The organism is Gabonibacter massiliensis (genome assembly GCA_001487125.1).
GTDB classification, from domain to species: Bacteria; Bacteroidota; Bacteroidia; order Bacteroidales; family Marinifilaceae; genus Gabonibacter; species Gabonibacter massiliensis.
In genome coordinates this window covers 139821-154517 of sequence record LN913013.1, presented here as the reverse complement: position 1 = coordinate 154517, position 14697 = coordinate 139821, and the positions used below count along the sequence as shown (strand labels likewise).

Sequence of the window (14697 nt, the reverse complement as noted above, 5' to 3'; positions counted from 1 at the left end):
TGAACATATGAAAACAAAGATATTTTTTGCCTTACTCTTTGTCGTCTCGGTCCTAACCGGATGCTCCGACAACGATTCGTTACTCCCCTCCGAAGAAGAACTTTTTCCGACAAAAACAAACACGGAGCTGGATAAGCAATTAAACGAACTTTTCCGACCCTATAACACGATTGTCGAATACCGGTATATTAAAAACCTGATTCCGGACGACTGGTATTATATTTATCCGGTCGAAGAAGAGCTGGTAGTACCGATGGCCGAATTTTTAAAAGCGTATTGGATCGGCCCCCTGGAAGCCGGATCTTCCCGCGAGTTCGTGGTAAATAACTTCCCGCGCATGATCCTCCTTATCGGGTCATCGGCCTACAACATGGACGGCACGCGGGTCACCGGACAGGCCGAGGGAGGAACTCTCATCCGCTTCACGGAGGTAAATGACTATAACATCGAAAAAGAGAAATGGATATTGGGACAATTGGAAACCGCTTTCCACGAATACGCCCATATTCTCCACCAAACGTTCGGTTTTCCGGACGATTATCGCAACATCACCCCTGACAGTTACACGAAAGGAGGATGGAAATCGTTGAAACTCAAAGACGCCATTAAACTGGGTATGGTCTCCAATTACGCCTGCTCTGCCCCGGAAGAGGATTTCGCGGAACTTTTTTATTTCTGGATCGTCAGCCCGTATGCAGATTTGGAATACGTGTTCAACGAACAACCGACCGGCGGACTTAAACCCTCCCAGGTACAAGACGTGGTAGAAATGAATGCGGGAAGAAGAATTATCCAGAAAAAATTATTGACAATGGAAAAGTACCTGCAACGGATCGGTGTCGATCTGCAAAACATTCGAAATGACTTACAACACCGTTTGGGACATGAAGAATAAGACCATTGTCAAATCCAAAAATAGAAACGATATGAAAACGACTACCTTTTTACTATTGATATGCACAACGTTCATTGTCTCTTGCCAGGACAATAAAGTAGACGACCTCTTTCAACTCTCCCCGGAGGCAAGAGTCGCCCAAAGCGTCAGCGAAATTCAAAACGAATTAATCGCCGCCAAAGAGGGATGGATCGCACACTATATTTACAACGAATCGGCCGACGATATCTACCTTAAAATTATTTTTAAAGAGAATAATCGGGCTGAAATCACCTATTCCAAGAAAGGAAAGATCATAACGGAAGAGAGCAGTTATGCCCTTCGTTATTCCCAACAAGTAGATTTGATTTTTGACACCTACTCCGTTTTCTCCATGTTTGTAAACAGCATAAACAAGGGCGATTTCCGCTTCGAACTCGAGCGGAAAGAAAACGGATTACTCTATTTCACAAGTCGCGGCAGTACTTTTGAGCCGGAGAGTCATATCGAATTCGAACCCAACACGGGCAACCCCACTTACGAAAAACTGCTGGCCATGTACAACCGATTGCTCCCTGACCCGAGCCGACCTTTTTACCGCGTTATGAATATCCAGGGTGTGGATACAAAATACTGCGTTTGGAGGGGAAGCGGCCTCAACTTGGAATGGGAAGAGGATAATGTATTTCACACCCAACGTTTACCCGTTAAAATTACGGAAAACGGATTCGAGTTCAGAGCCCCTTTTAAAGTAAAGAATACGAATATCGCGAAATTGGTTTACAATGAAACGGAGGATCATTTCGAGATTTGGGATAAAAGGGCCAAAGTGGGAACTTTGGATTACAGCGATGAAAAACCCTTCCGATTCGGAAATTCCACACAAGATTTTTTAAAAGAAGTAGGCGGATTCGTGGTCATCGAATACAGTAACCGGATGCAAGATATGGTAGACTTGGCATATGAAAACGACCCGGATTTTTACGATATCGAATTTTACGTGAATTACGGGAAAGACGAAGATATGAACGAATTGAATTTCTTTAGCGAAGAGTGGGGATACCTGGTATGGGATATGGACTTCCGGTACGACAAAGATGTCATGACGATGAATGTCATTGAAGCGCAATCGGATGAAGCCGAAGAATACGCTGCCGATATCGCTCCCGATCTGTATCAGGTCTTCGCGGACCGGGCGTTCACGTTAGTTTTACGAAACGGCAAATACTGGTTTATTCAAAACGACGATCCCTATATCTACATGCTCGTAGAGCCCTTATAAGCCCTCAAAGAGGTTGTCTTTCCGTCTCAGGCTCGATAAACCGGCAAGAACGAGATCGAAGACAACCTCTTTTCCTTATATCAGATTACCTCGTAAGTGAATTTATCGGTCGTTTTCTCCTCGCTGAGAGCAATCATTTGGGGGACCAAACGGATAAAATGTTCCGTATGACGATGAGCTTCCAGTACTCCGGCATCCGCCCAGGTTTCGATGATCTCCAACTGATCCGCTTCCATTACATTTGAAAAAATAGCATATCCCACGCATCCCTCCTCTTGCCGCGACTGAACGGCGAGTTCCCGCAAAACCGCCAATAATTTTTCTTTATTCTCCGATTTTACCCGAAGAGCAACATTAATTCTAATCATATCCTTATTTTTCTGGTTATCCTCATTTCAGCTGTAACATTTTGAATAACTGAGTTCCCAATCCCACCCTATATCCCTGGGATACGAAGATCACTTCCCCTTTCCGGTTCGCAACAACGACACAGGGCAATTGCCCCGTTTTTAACTCCAATGTCTTTTCCCATGCACTCCGTATCCTGCCCTCGATGTCATAACCGAAACTCAGTATAGCCGGGAAAAGACGAAAAACAGAACGATCAAATTTTTCCCATTGTTCCTTATTTCGGAAAATAAATGTCATCGGTATCCCCAACTCTTCAAAATCACTTTTCATGCCGCTAACATCCCGCAACAGGTGATTGGTCGGCTCTTTATCCGCTTCTATCAAAGCCAAAGCAGTATAGCCCGTCGAAGGCCAACTTAAAAATTCCCTCCCGCCGTCTTTTCCCGACCCGTAAACCAAATCGGGATCGATATATCCTTCGATCCGGCTTGTTTCCTTACACGGAACGATACGCATGTCCATGACCGTTATTTCATCGGCCCTTACTCGAAACGAAGTCATACCGGACAGCGCGGCACCGTCACTTCTGCGATTACCCGTGATCAAAAGATAGCTTCCCTCCTCTAAAGTTACCGGCTTTGCAAATATGCTTTTTAAAGAAGCTCCGGCTCCCATATCCACCGCGGCATTGCTTCCCAAATCCACGGTCCGCACTGCCCGGTCTTTCAATTGGGCGATCGTGAAATTCAAAAAATAATGGGGATCCTTTACCTCATCTCCCTTGTAACGTATCATCAGTCTCCCTTTGGAACCGGCGATATTCGAAGCGACAACCGGAAGCGATTTCCAGTTTCCGGCCTCATAATATTCCGGTCTTCCCGAAATCGGATCGATCCGAGCCGGAATCCCCAAAGAGCGGCAAGCCGCAACGAAAAAAACATCTCTCGAACGGGAATCCGTAAAACCTGTCCGCAAAACTCCTTCCGGAGGAGTAATGATTTTTGCCGGATAAATAGAATCTACCAAACAGATACGATCTATCTCCTCCGTCAAATCGGACACGGAAGAGATCCGCTTTTTCGACAAATAATCGGTCAATAACGAACGATAAGCCGTCAGAAATTCATTCCTGATTCGGGGGTTCAAAACATACTCTTTAAACATCGGGGTTTCCCTGTACTTCCATGCCGAATTCAAATGATCCGTCCATATCCGGGCCGGGGTATCCTGCAAATCCTTTTCCGGCACGACGCTTAACAACGCCATAGCCATCCCTCTCCTCTCCGGGGATATCTCCCGGATAAAACGGACCGTTTCCTCGTAGTTTCCCCGGCTTATTTTTACGAATCGGACGAATCGCTCCGGATCTACTCCTAAATCCCTCGCGATCTTTTCGGCTTCCCTTTCCTGCATAAAGGAAGCGATATAAGCATTCCGGATCGAATCTTCCCGGGTAAATCTCTTGTCATTCAAGGCTCGCTCTTCACTGTTGGCAATAGCGGTGACAGGTTCAGCGACCGGTGGCACCAGAATATACTCTTCCGCGTATCGACTATCCGAATCCTTATTCAAGACAATCCGAAGGGTATCCCCCTCCCTTACATCATACTTGCCAAAGCCGTATTTTTCTCCCTTGGAAACCCAAACGATCAGATCACCCAATCCCAAAGTCAAACGGGATTTTCCATCTTTATCCGAATATAAAGTCGCTACCGGATAATACTCCCCGTAATTAAACAACCTATATTCCACTTTTGCTCCGGCAACAGGTTGTTGTAAAGAATCAACAACCTGAACCACCGTCGGTACGACTTTCGTATAATGGGATGTCACGTTGATCCCGGTACTGTTCCCCGTGGCATACACCACCTCTTCGTCTCCCTTGTAACGCCCGAACACATCAGCCTCCACGTAAACAGCCTGCTGTACCGGAACGGTGAACCAGGCCATATTCAACCGGGGTTCGGGTTCACAAGCCCCCAAGTACTTCCAATCACCGTCCACCCATACCTCTATCCAGGCGTGGTTATCGTCACAATGTGCCCAACGGGGTGTATAAATCTGCCGAGCAGGAATAGCTACAGCTCTTAAAGCCGCCAACGCGAATACCGACTCTTCTCCGCAACGTCCGTAAGCCGTACTCACGGTTGCCAAGGGAGAAAAAGTACGTGCATCCGTCGGTCTGTAAACAACTTTCTCGTGACACCAGTGATTGACCTCTAAAGCCGCTTCTTCCATGGATTTACAACCTCTTACCCTATCCTTTAACTCCCTGTAAAAAACAACACGGGAAGAATCCAATGCCTCCTTTCCCCCTCTAACCGGAAGAACAAAATGACGAAAAATCACCTCCGGAATCTCTTTTCCCCAGGGCATCTCCTCTTTAGCCCGAAGCGAAGCCCTGACATTTTTTAGAAAGAACGCACCGCTTTGCATGGAGATATCCACCAACGGAGAATAGGCATACAAAAACTCCATCGCTTCCCGTTCTTCCCAATTCATGGGAGTATCAAAAATTTCCAACAGATTCTCCGTAGACTTTATCAGTAAATCTCTTTTACGATCGAAATCATGCCGGACCTCCACTCGATAATCCCGATCCGAAATAAAATGCGGATGCTTACAACAAGTAAAAAACAGGGACATAACCAGTCCGATAATAAGTAGTTTCATCTTTCAGGAGTTTATATAGCAAATATAACGGATATTTTCCAGAAATCTTTTACTATTTTACCAATACATGAACATTCCAAAACGGAAAATCGATATCGACGTTTTAAAGAATTCGGGATGGGTACTATTAGACGAATACGAACTTTCGGAAGAAGAAAATAAAGTAACCCTTTCGGACAAAGGAATAAAAGGGCAACGTCTTATTGCCGACGTCGTGAAATGGAAACAGATCAAAAAATAATCCGATAAAAATCGGATCTCTCTATGAATGATAAACGAGTGTACAATCGAAAGTAGGTTTATACAGGTACACGTTACTTTTAATTACCATGTCCAACCAAAGCCGTATGAAAAAAGAATTAACAAAAAAAGGACTCATGCTTTTTATTTTTATAATCGGATTGAATATAAGCGTTTTCGCTCAATTAAAACCTTAAAAGGAGAAGTAAAAGACGATTACGGTCCTCTACCCGGAACTACTGAACGCTCAACAACAGAGCACTCAGTCCCCTCTTTTTCCAAGAACTTGACACAGATCAAAAAAACGTGTTGAGTCTCCCCAACACGTTTTTATAAAACATTCGATTATCTTATTTTTTCACAGCTTCCAAAGACAAAAGAATTGATTGGTAATGAGCTTTATCGGCAGCATTAGCTGACGGAATTCTACTCTTAAGCAAAGAGATCATTTTTTCCATCAAAGCCGTATTGTAAGCCCCGGTCTCATCGATATTGTCGATGCGAACCTCACGTTGCCATCCGTATCCGTATACATCACCGAATTGATTTTTCTGCATCTGAGCGGCAACACATCCGGCACCGTACTCGCTTTCGATATGACGTAAACGTTTTTGGAAACGAGCAACAGCTCCCGACTCATCCAATCCGTAAGCAACAATCTCGTCTACGGAAGGAGCATAGGCATCGAGTTCCAGGTTTTCACCCTGCAATCCGAACAATCCGCCACTTTTCTTTCCTACTACTTTGTTAACAGAGGCTACAACTTCTGCGGCCAAATTTCTCTGCAACAATTTATCGCCTTCAGTTAATTTACGACCTTGAATCGTCGGTTCCCAAATTCCGGCATACAAATCGTCATAGAACTCTTTCAAAGAATAAGCTTTGTCAGCCACATGAGAAGATACCATCACGTTCTTATTCAATCCGAATAATTTCTTAGCGACAGCAGCTCTCAAAGTGATAGACATATTCAAAGCCAAGGGGAATTTGGAAGTCAACTCTTTGTCATTCAACCAATCGCTGTTACGAACTTGTTTGATAGCCCAATTCATCGCTTTCTTTTGAACCTCTTTCGGTACGGCCTGATAACGTTTTCCGGGAGTTCCGTCTTTCACGTCAGACAAGTAGATACCGCCGACATTCACCAATGCATTGTTCAAATAACGGAAGTACTGATTGACAATACTCATATACAAATCCTGCCGATGAGCGGTTGAAGGATCATCAGTAATCCAGTTATTCAAGTTTTTCAAAATATATTTCAAATTCTTGATTCCGTAATCACCGGCTTTCATAGCATCGTCACCTAAATCTTCTTCCAACGCACTCGGATCGTAACGGCTGAAAATTTGTTGTCTTCCGTAACGATACATCGGGTCTCCGGCTTTTTCGTCTACCCAGCTTTCCAATACCTTAGCTTCTTCTTTTACCGATTTATTTCCGGGAATCGGAGAATACAACCATTTGATAGCATACAAATCGTAAATACCCATATCAGGAGGAGTCAATCTAACTCCCTTGTCATTCGGTTGAGCAACATAGTTGAAACGGGCATAATCCATGATAGAGGGAGTGGTTCCGTACTTCTGAGTGAAAGAAGCAGAACGTAAAGAGTCTACCGGGAAAGCATTAGATGCCGCCATATTGTGCATCAAACCTAACGTATGTCCGATTTCGTGAGCAAACACATAGGTAAGAGACTCATCCATAATCTCTTTCGGCATTTTCTTCGTCCGAACAGAAGGATCTATCTGAGCTGTCTGAACAAAACGCCAATTATTGATCAATTTAACAACATCATTGTACACCAGTACGGTAGCGTTGATAATTTCACCTGTTCTCGGATCAACCCAAGAGGGACCCATAGCATTAGCAACCTCTATCGGCACGTAACGGATACAAGAATATTTCAAATTGTCCGGATCAAAGTTAGGATCGTCTTTCGGGAAATCGTATACCTGCATAGCATTTTTGAAACCGATTTTTTCAAAAGCCTGATTCCAAACCAATACGGATTTTTTCAAAGGTTCTTTCCACTCTTCCGGGAAGGCATCGTCCACGTACCACACGATAGGTTTAACGGGTTCTACCAGTTCTCCGCGTTCCCAAGCCTGCATATCTTTGGGTTCCAAACGCCAACGATTAGCTAACGTATAATTCTGAATACCGTCTTCTTCCATCGTGATGTTTTGTTTACCTGTCAGGAAGATTCCGACACGGCTATCAGCGATACGCGGTTTCATTTGTTCTTCCGGTAACAAAAGAATGGTCCGGTTAACTTTAGCAGTCACCTCTCCGCTTCCGAAAATGAACATCCAGAACTGCAATTTATAGGAATAAGTCATATAAGACTCGATGGAAACATTATCTTCAAAAGCTTTGATCTTACCCAAAATAGACAGATCCGGCTTCAAAGTAGAAACCACATTCAAAAAGCCGTAATAACTGGACATCGGGCTAAGAGCCGGTTCACTCGCGGTAAACATGGTCGTCATATCGATCATCACCGCCGTGCTATCCGCATTGTAAGCCTCGATTTTGTATTTCTTCATGAAAGGATCCATATAGTTCCTTTCCAAAGCCAATTTCAACTGAGGATCACCTTCGGTTATGGCATTCACTTCTTGAAGAACGATCGTACTGTCGATCTTATTGAATTTAACATGTAACGGATCGTTCGGTTTATAACCTACGGTAGCGATCTCAGAATTACTGGATTCTGCCGTGGTAGAAGCAATCAACATATCGCGTCCAATGTACTTCAACGGCAATTCTACATACAATTTACCATCGATTTTGTGTAAAGTCAAGAATTTACCCTCGGCAGTCTCGCGTCCCGGTTTTTTCATTAACTTTTCATAGGGAGTCTCCTTCTTCTTCGGAGCTACCTCTTCGGTTTTGTTCTTGTTTTTTTTCTTTTTGCGTGATGCAGCATAGCTGTCATTGGCAAAGGGCACAACAAACAATGCAGCCACAAATAATACAATCCATTTTTTCATACAAACAAATTTTAATAAATATGCGATAAAATTACATTAAGATTCCACATTACGATACTCTTCTCCCTACTTTAACGATAAATTAACAAGAAAAAGATGCATTTTATTCTCGCACATTTCAACAACACACTGATAATCTGATATATAAACACCAAAGTCATCTCCTTTCTACTATTTTAACACACTTTTCTCCCCAAAAATCAGAACTTTTCGATTCTCATATCTTTGTAACTTTATTACTGAATATTCATAATATATGCATAATAAACATCACCGTACGCTTTATCATCCGTTACGCCCCCCCCTTTATTACCCGAAAAGTATCATCTACGGGTGAATGACATTTCAACCCGTATTCTTTTTTTATCCTTCTGCATTTCAATACCCAAATACTTTTATCCCCCTCCGTACGGGGCATACTTCTTTTAAGAATAATCTCCCCTTTCGTCTGTTTCATACATTGGAATCCTGCCGTAAAGGAGTTAAGAAGTACCCGCCCAGCCATTACCTTTATTTAAGTCCCCTCAACACGTTGACGGCCTCTTCTTTACATCCTTAATGAACCGGTGCCCGCAAGGACCGCCGTGGGTTTCGTTTTAATTATCGGCGGAGTCTACCTGACAGGAAAAGGAAGATTAAACTTCACAAATAAACATAAATATATCTATATAGATGCATTTACCATGCATTTATTTGTTTAGTTATAAATAATATCATACCTTTACCGCAAACCAGAAACATAAAACATCACACCAAATGAAACGAATCACCTTATTCTCTTTCTTGTTACTGGGCATGACTTTTTTCTACTCATGCGTAAAAGAAAGTTCCCCGAGCACTAATACGCCGGAGAAAGTTACGAAATTAAACATACCATCCAATTTCGATTGGAAAACTTCTGCCAACATAGTCTGTAATTTTACAGCCCAACATGATACGAAAGTCGAAGTATCGCTTACAAAAAAAGAGGCATCTTTTGCCACTTTTATCGTCGGTCGCGAAACCGATAACGTATATCTAAACCTTCCGACCTCCACGAAAAAAGTGTATGTAAAATACGAAACGAAGGACGGGAATTTTAAAACAGTGGAATTAGTTCCGGCGGGGACAACCTTGTCCTGCACGATCCCCGGGGACAGCAAAGAGTATGTTGCACCCCAAACCGAAATCTTCAACATTCAAAGAGCAATAGCGCGTACTCCTCAACAAAACGTGGGGACTATATATTATCCTGCACGAAATAACGGTTGGGGAACATTAATGTTCGAGGATTTATGGCCGGGATACGGAGACTATGATTTTAACGATCTGGTTGCCAATTACAAAATACAACTTTACATGCAAAACAACAATAAAGTGAACAGCATGCTGATCGGCATTCGAGTGAAAGCCGTAGGCGGCTCTATTCCTAATGACTTTTACCTTACGTTAACGGGAGTAAAGGGAGGAGAGATCGATGAAATCACCCCTTACAGCAGTCATAACGCTGCCGCAACCGCAGAAATGGTACAACTCAATCCCGGAAATAGTGTTCACACTCCTGCCACTTTTATTTTCAAAGACATCAAAAAGAATGACAAAAAACCCCAGGGGGCAATATATCTAAACACGGAACGGGGGTACGAAATGCCGGAAAGCGACTGGGTTACAGTTGCCTATTTTGTTCAATTCAGAAATTCGATCGCTATCGAAGACGTGACATTCGATAAATTCGATTTCTTTATTGCCAACACGGAAAGAGAAATACACTTGGGAGGATTCGCCCCCTCGCTATTAGGACAATCCGTCTATGACAACTTAGCGACCAACAGCAATAATATCAATCCGAATAAATACTATTATTCCAAAACCAATCTGATATGGGGACTAAGCATTCCGGCAGACATACCACATGCCTATGAAAACACAGATTTTTTAAAAGCTTACCCCAATTTTGCCAAATGGGCCCAATCGGGAGGCTCCACAAACACAGACTGGTATGAAGACAAAGGCGATAATCGGATAAATGCCAATTTAGTTAAATAACCCTATAAAGGTAAGAGTAATATTAAGAAATAACTTCTTCGCAGGAAACGAAGAAGTTATTTTTTTATAAACAACGAAACGAATAAAAAACATCGCATGGCAATCCCCAGGAAAGCATAACTCCATTTTATTTCATTTTATAACCATATTATTAGCGATATATCAATTTTATTATTAATTTTGCATCTATTGGAGATAGATGCATGATTATTGCTTCTTTCACTTTAAGATATGCCGAGGTGGAAATACACATAGATAATCGATTTAGCAAGAGCATTGAAAATAAATTGGATTATATCTAAAATGGAATACAACAGAAACTTCTACCGACGATGGAAACAGTACATGAAAACCCCGAAATGACAACCATAGATCAAGAAATTGAGCTATATCGTTCAATGATCGGTTCCTTACCCCAAACCATTATTCTGTTGGATAAAAACAAATACGTCATTCGCATCTACAACGTCCCTTCTCAAAAAACAATAGCCGAACATCTATACAAAATTACAGGCAAATCTCTTCATTATTACTGTAAAGATCCGACCTTTCCCTATCAAAAACTTTGTTGTCAAATCGACACTATTTTCGATTCCGTCCTTAAAACAGGTAAAACGATTCATTTCGAAGACAATCTTCATGACAGAGACGTAGAAATAATCGTCTCCAGAATCCCGAATAAACGAATAGCGATCCAGATTCGCGACATCTCAAATCTCATTAACATAGAAAAAGAGAAAGAAACACAAGCGCACAACCAAGAATTACACGGTGCATTAATCGCCGGAGGTTTATCGTCATGGACTTATGATGTGGAAAAAAAGATGATATCCTCCATCCACAATAACACGGTCATCGGTAAACAGATGAAATTCGAAGAGTTGCTTCTACGTGTAGAACCGGACTACCGTCATCTACTGATCGATGCTTTCGATCAGATCATCGAACACGGCAGTGAATTTCAGAAATTCACGTTAAAAATCCGGGATCTATCCAATAAAAAAATAGATTTGAACATACACGCCATACCTTACCGACACACTCCAAACGGTAAAGTATCTATCATCATCGGTTCTCAAAAAGACGCTACCCAAAAACTTTTTTACGAGGACAGTCGAACCTCCCTGATCAAGCAAAACAAGCTGATCTTAAACAATGCTAATTCCGGATTCGTTTACATGACTACTGATTATGAGATTCTTTGGGAAAATGTATCCAAAGTTTTTTCCGACCCACAAATCGTAAATCATTTCCGGATAGGATCACATTGCAACAAATTTACCACTCATAAAAAAGATCTGTTTTGCATGGAATGCCCTACCCGCCAAGCCATAAATTCCCGCAAAATACAATACCATACTTACACTTCCCCTAAAGGATTATCGGTTAAAATAACAGCCAACCCGATCCTCAATGAAGCAGAGGAAATAGAAGGTGTCGTACTTCGTATAGACGATATCACCGAACAAATAAAAAACCGACAGGAGATAGAATACACCAAAACCCTTCTGGAATTCTCTTTCGTCATCGGGAAAATCATTCCCTGGATGTGGAATTTATCCAACGGACTCCTCTATTCAAGCAGCAAGGAGGCTCTTTTCTTCGACAAAAGAATAACATTCGAAGAATACATCAACACATTCGTACATCCCGACCACCGGATGCGAACCAAACAGGAATTCAACGATTTGGCCCACGGGAAAATCCAAGAGATAAACAGCAAAATATTGACCTTTCGATCCGGCCAGTACGAATGGAACCATATTATCGGACAAAAAATTAAGAACCCTCAAAGCGGGGACTACCAAATATTAGGTATTAACAGGCTCATAACCGAAGAGGTTCGGCAGCAAGAAGAGTTAGCCCGGGCCAAAAAGAAAGCAGAGCAATCGGATGCACTTAAATCTGCTTTTTTAGCCAATATGAGCCATGAAATACGTACTCCGTTGAACGCCATCGTAGGCTTCTCTCAACTCATACACACGGCCGAATCTTTGGAAGAACGACAAGAGTATCAACGAATCATCGACTCGAGTTGCGAGTATCTACTCAACTTAATCAATGATATTCTCGACCTGTCAAAAATCGAAGCAGGCTATATCAGTCGTACCGATTGCGAATTCGATTTGACCGAACTCTTCTCGGAACAAGAGATCATGATCCGGCCTAAACTTAAACATGGCGTACAGCTGATCTGGACCAAACCGACATCAAAGTGCATCGTTTGCTTAGATCGACTGCGGGTTGCACAAATCATAACGAATTTTCTTACCAATGCAGCAAAATTCACGGAGAGAGGATGTATAGAAATGGGATTTACATCCCGTGACGGAGGCGTCAAATTATTTGTTAAAGATACCGGTTGCGGCATAGCAGAGAACAATATCGACAAAGTATTCGAACGATTCGAAAAATTCAACAACTTCTCCCAGGGCACAGGACTCGGTATGGCTATTTGTAAGGCTATCGTCGATACCTATAACGGAAAAGTCGGGGTTACCTCTAAAATAAACGAGGGAAGTCTATTCTGGGCATGGATTCCATGCCATATCCACTCGGAGAAAAACGACAACAGTCAAACAAATACGACACGACCCTAAATACTTTACCCAACGACAAACGCAACAAAATCACACGACCTGTTTCGATTTCGTTACAATAATACTTGAACACTCCCGCAACATTTAAAGTTATTTCAATAACTGTTCTATTTTTTCGATCAATGCTTTGAAAGAGGCTTCATCATAACCGATTTCCAAGTAAACAATTTTCCCATCTTTCCCGACTATATAATTACGGGGAATGGAAGAAGTGGCAAATTTCTCAAAAATCTTCCGGTCGGTATCCATACCCATTGGAAACGTATAACCGTTCTTTTCCCGAAATTTTTTTATCTGTTCATAGCTATCTTCCCTGGATATCGGAAGAAAAACAAAATCTTTTCCCTTGAAGCGGTCGATAATCTCTTTTTGAACCCGTTTCAATTCAGCCTGACAGGGAGGGCACCAGGTAGCCCAAAAATTGATCAAAACCACTTTGCCTTTCAGATCATCGATTTTTAGTTCCGTTCCATCAAACATCTTTACCTCGAAAGAGGGAACCCTATCCCCGACTTTTACCAAAGTCTCTTTTTCTTGCGCGAACACCCAGCTGATTCCCCCCATTATCAAGAGCATTACACCCATAATCCATAATCGTTTCATAATTGATAATTTAGTTGTTCCTACACAAAGATAAGATAATTATAGCACAATTCAACATTTATTACCAATTCTCTTCCTCCCCGTTCGCATCAGCAAAATAAATCGAAGATTTTAAACATTCGGTTTGCGATTCCCGTTTAATCAATAAAACACTTATGCAAACAAAAGCAATACAACAAATTTTACCTCCACCTCCATCTCACATGGTCGGGGATGGTTTCCGGGTACACAACTTTTTTCCTCACGGTTACGATATGGCCCCCAATAGAATGAGTCCGTTCTATTTATTGGATTATAACGCCAAAATCGAATTTCCTCCCAAGGATACTCCCAGAGGAGTAGGCGTACACCCGCATCGGGGATTCGAAACCGTAACGATAGTTTATCACGGCAAGGTAGCACATCATGATAGTAAAGGTAACCACGGGGTTATCGGAGAAGGAGATATTCAATGGATGACGGCAGCATCCGGCATATTGCATAAAGAATACCACGAAGCAGGGTTCAGCCGAAAAGGAGGAGCCTTTCAAGTAGTTCAGCTCTGGATCAATCTTCCGGCCAAAGACAAAATGAGTACTCCCGGCTACCAATCCATTACCAACAAAGAAATACCCAAATATCCGTTACCACAAAATAAAGGAGTGGTAGAGGTCATTGCAGGAACTTACGAAGGGATAAAAGGCATCGCCCGTACTTTCACCCCCATCGAAATGTACAATATCCGTTTAAAGGCGGAAGAAACAATCAAAGTGATATTACCGGAATACTATAACACAGGTATACTCGTTATCGAAGGAACAGTTCGAGTAAATGAAAAAGAGACGGCACCGACGGATCATTTCATCTTATTCCGGAATGAAGGAGAAGTAATCGCGTTAAAAGCCATAGAAAACTCTATTTTATTGGTACTAAGCGGAGAACCCATCAAGGAACCCATCGTATCCTACGGCCCTTTCCTAATGAATACCAAAGATGAAATCATGAAAGCATACAAAGACCTAAACGCGGGTAAATTCGGACAATTAGAAGATTAGCAAAAAGAATTCCCCA

At 42.2% G+C, this 14697-nt stretch carries 11 protein-coding genes; 6 read left to right on the top strand and 5 right to left on the bottom strand.

Features of this window, described 5'->3' with window-relative positions; all coding sequences use genetic code 11:
• The first annotated feature begins 7 nt into the window (after positions 1 to 7).
• Positions 8 to 895, top strand: coding sequence for a substrate import-associated zinc metallohydrolase lipoprotein (locus tag BN3283_RS04840; protein WP_059025853.1), 888 nt, complete (start codon positions 8 to 10; stop codon positions 893 to 895).
• Complete coding sequence (locus tag BN3283_RS04835) at positions 861 to 2156, top strand: DUF4302 domain-containing protein (RefSeq protein WP_082667072.1); 1296 nt, start codon at positions 861 to 863, stop codon at positions 2154 to 2156. The genes BN3283_RS04840 and BN3283_RS04835 overlap by 35 nt, the downstream gene beginning before the upstream one ends.
• Positions 2157 to 2236: 80 nt before the next feature.
• Here BN3283_RS04835 and BN3283_RS04830 read toward each other — a convergent pair whose 3' ends face one another.
• Together BN3283_RS04830 and BN3283_RS04825 are read right to left on the bottom strand one after the other, a co-directional pair.
• The gene (locus BN3283_RS04830) at positions 2237 to 2524 is read right to left on the bottom strand and encodes a putative quinol monooxygenase (RefSeq protein ID WP_059025851.1); all 288 of its coding nucleotides are present in this window, start codon (positions 2522 to 2524) and stop codon (positions 2237 to 2239) included.
• A gap of 22 nt (positions 2525 to 2546) precedes the next feature.
• Positions 2547 to 5180, bottom strand: coding sequence for a transglutaminase-like domain-containing protein (locus tag BN3283_RS04825; protein WP_059025850.1), 2634 nt, complete (start codon positions 5178 to 5180; stop codon positions 2547 to 2549).
• A 67-nt stretch (positions 5181 to 5247) separates the two neighbouring features.
• On the opposite strand from BN3283_RS04825, the gene BN3283_RS14480 reads away from it, so the two are divergent.
• Positions 5248 to 5421 (top strand): carbohydrate-binding protein, encoded by a 174-nt coding sequence (locus BN3283_RS14480; protein ID WP_154665524.1) that lies wholly within the window; start codon positions 5248 to 5250, stop codon positions 5419 to 5421.
• Positions 5422 to 5770: 349 nt separating this feature from the next.
• Here the strand turns inward: BN3283_RS14480 and BN3283_RS04820 are convergent, their stop codons facing one another.
• Both BN3283_RS04820 and BN3283_RS04815 read right to left on the bottom strand, forming a co-directional pair.
• Positions 5771 to 8419, bottom strand: coding sequence for a zinc-dependent metalloprotease (locus tag BN3283_RS04820; RefSeq protein ID WP_059025849.1), 2649 nt, complete (start codon positions 8417 to 8419; stop codon positions 5771 to 5773).
• A gap of 292 nt (positions 8420 to 8711) precedes the next feature.
• Entirely contained in the window at positions 8712 to 8924 is a 213-nt protein-coding gene (locus BN3283_RS04815; protein WP_059025848.1) for a hypothetical protein, read from the bottom strand.
• A 251-nt stretch (positions 8925 to 9175) separates the two neighbouring features.
• Between BN3283_RS04815 and BN3283_RS04810 the strand changes: the two genes are divergently transcribed.
• Both BN3283_RS04810 and BN3283_RS04805 read left to right on the top strand, forming a co-directional pair.
• Entirely contained in the window at positions 9176 to 10444 is a 1269-nt protein-coding gene (locus tag BN3283_RS04810; protein ID WP_059025847.1) for an LruC domain-containing protein, read from the top strand.
• A gap of 332 nt (positions 10445 to 10776) precedes the next feature.
• The gene (locus BN3283_RS04805; RefSeq protein WP_059025846.1) at positions 10777 to 13044 is read left to right on the top strand and encodes a sensor histidine kinase; all 2268 of its coding nucleotides are present in this window, start codon (positions 10777 to 10779) and stop codon (positions 13042 to 13044) included.
• A 90-nt stretch (positions 13045 to 13134) separates the two neighbouring features.
• Here the strand turns inward: BN3283_RS04805 and BN3283_RS04800 are convergent, their stop codons facing one another.
• Positions 13135 to 13647, bottom strand: coding sequence for a TlpA family protein disulfide reductase (locus tag BN3283_RS04800; RefSeq protein WP_059025845.1), 513 nt, complete (start codon positions 13645 to 13647; stop codon positions 13135 to 13137).
• Between the two features lie 155 nt (positions 13648 to 13802).
• Between BN3283_RS04800 and BN3283_RS04795 the strand changes: the two genes are divergently transcribed.
• Entirely contained in the window at positions 13803 to 14681 is an 879-nt protein-coding gene (locus BN3283_RS04795) for a pirin family protein (protein WP_059025844.1), read from the top strand.
• Positions 14682 to 14697 lie beyond the last annotated feature (16 nt).

What these genes read in the sequence shown, in the direction of transcription:
- BN3283_RS04800 (WP_059025845.1), bottom strand. Translation starts at nt 13,647, where the DNA reads ATGAAACGATTATGGATTATGGGTGTAATGCTCTTGATAATGGGGGGA.
- BN3283_RS04830 (WP_059025851.1), bottom strand. Translation starts at nt 2,524, where the DNA reads ATGATTAGAATTAATGTTGCTCTTCGGGTAAAATCGGAGAATAAAGAA.
- BN3283_RS04795 (WP_059025844.1), top strand. Translation starts at nt 13,803, where the DNA reads ATGCAAACAAAAGCAATACAACAAATTTTACCTCCACCTCCATCTCAC.
- BN3283_RS04840 (WP_059025853.1), top strand. Translation starts at nt 8, where the DNA reads ATGAAAACAAAGATATTTTTTGCCTTACTCTTTGTCGTCTCGGTCCTA.
- BN3283_RS04805 (WP_059025846.1), top strand. Translation starts at nt 10,777, where the DNA reads ATGGAAACAGTACATGAAAACCCCGAAATGACAACCATAGATCAAGAA.
- BN3283_RS04810 (WP_059025847.1), top strand. Translation starts at nt 9,176, where the DNA reads ATGAAACGAATCACCTTATTCTCTTTCTTGTTACTGGGCATGACTTTT.
- BN3283_RS04835 (WP_082667072.1), top strand. Translation starts at nt 861, where the DNA reads ATGACTTACAACACCGTTTGGGACATGAAGAATAAGACCATTGTCAAA.
- BN3283_RS04825 (WP_059025850.1), bottom strand. Translation starts at nt 5,180, where the DNA reads ATGAAACTACTTATTATCGGACTGGTTATGTCCCTGTTTTTTACTTGT.
- BN3283_RS04820 (WP_059025849.1), bottom strand. Translation starts at nt 8,419, where the DNA reads ATGAAAAAATGGATTGTATTATTTGTGGCTGCATTGTTTGTTGTGCCC.
- BN3283_RS14480 (WP_154665524.1), top strand. Translation starts at nt 5,248, where the DNA reads ATGAACATTCCAAAACGGAAAATCGATATCGACGTTTTAAAGAATTCG.
- BN3283_RS04815 (WP_059025848.1), bottom strand. Translation starts at nt 8,924, where the DNA reads ATGGCTGGGCGGGTACTTCTTAACTCCTTTACGGCAGGATTCCAATGT.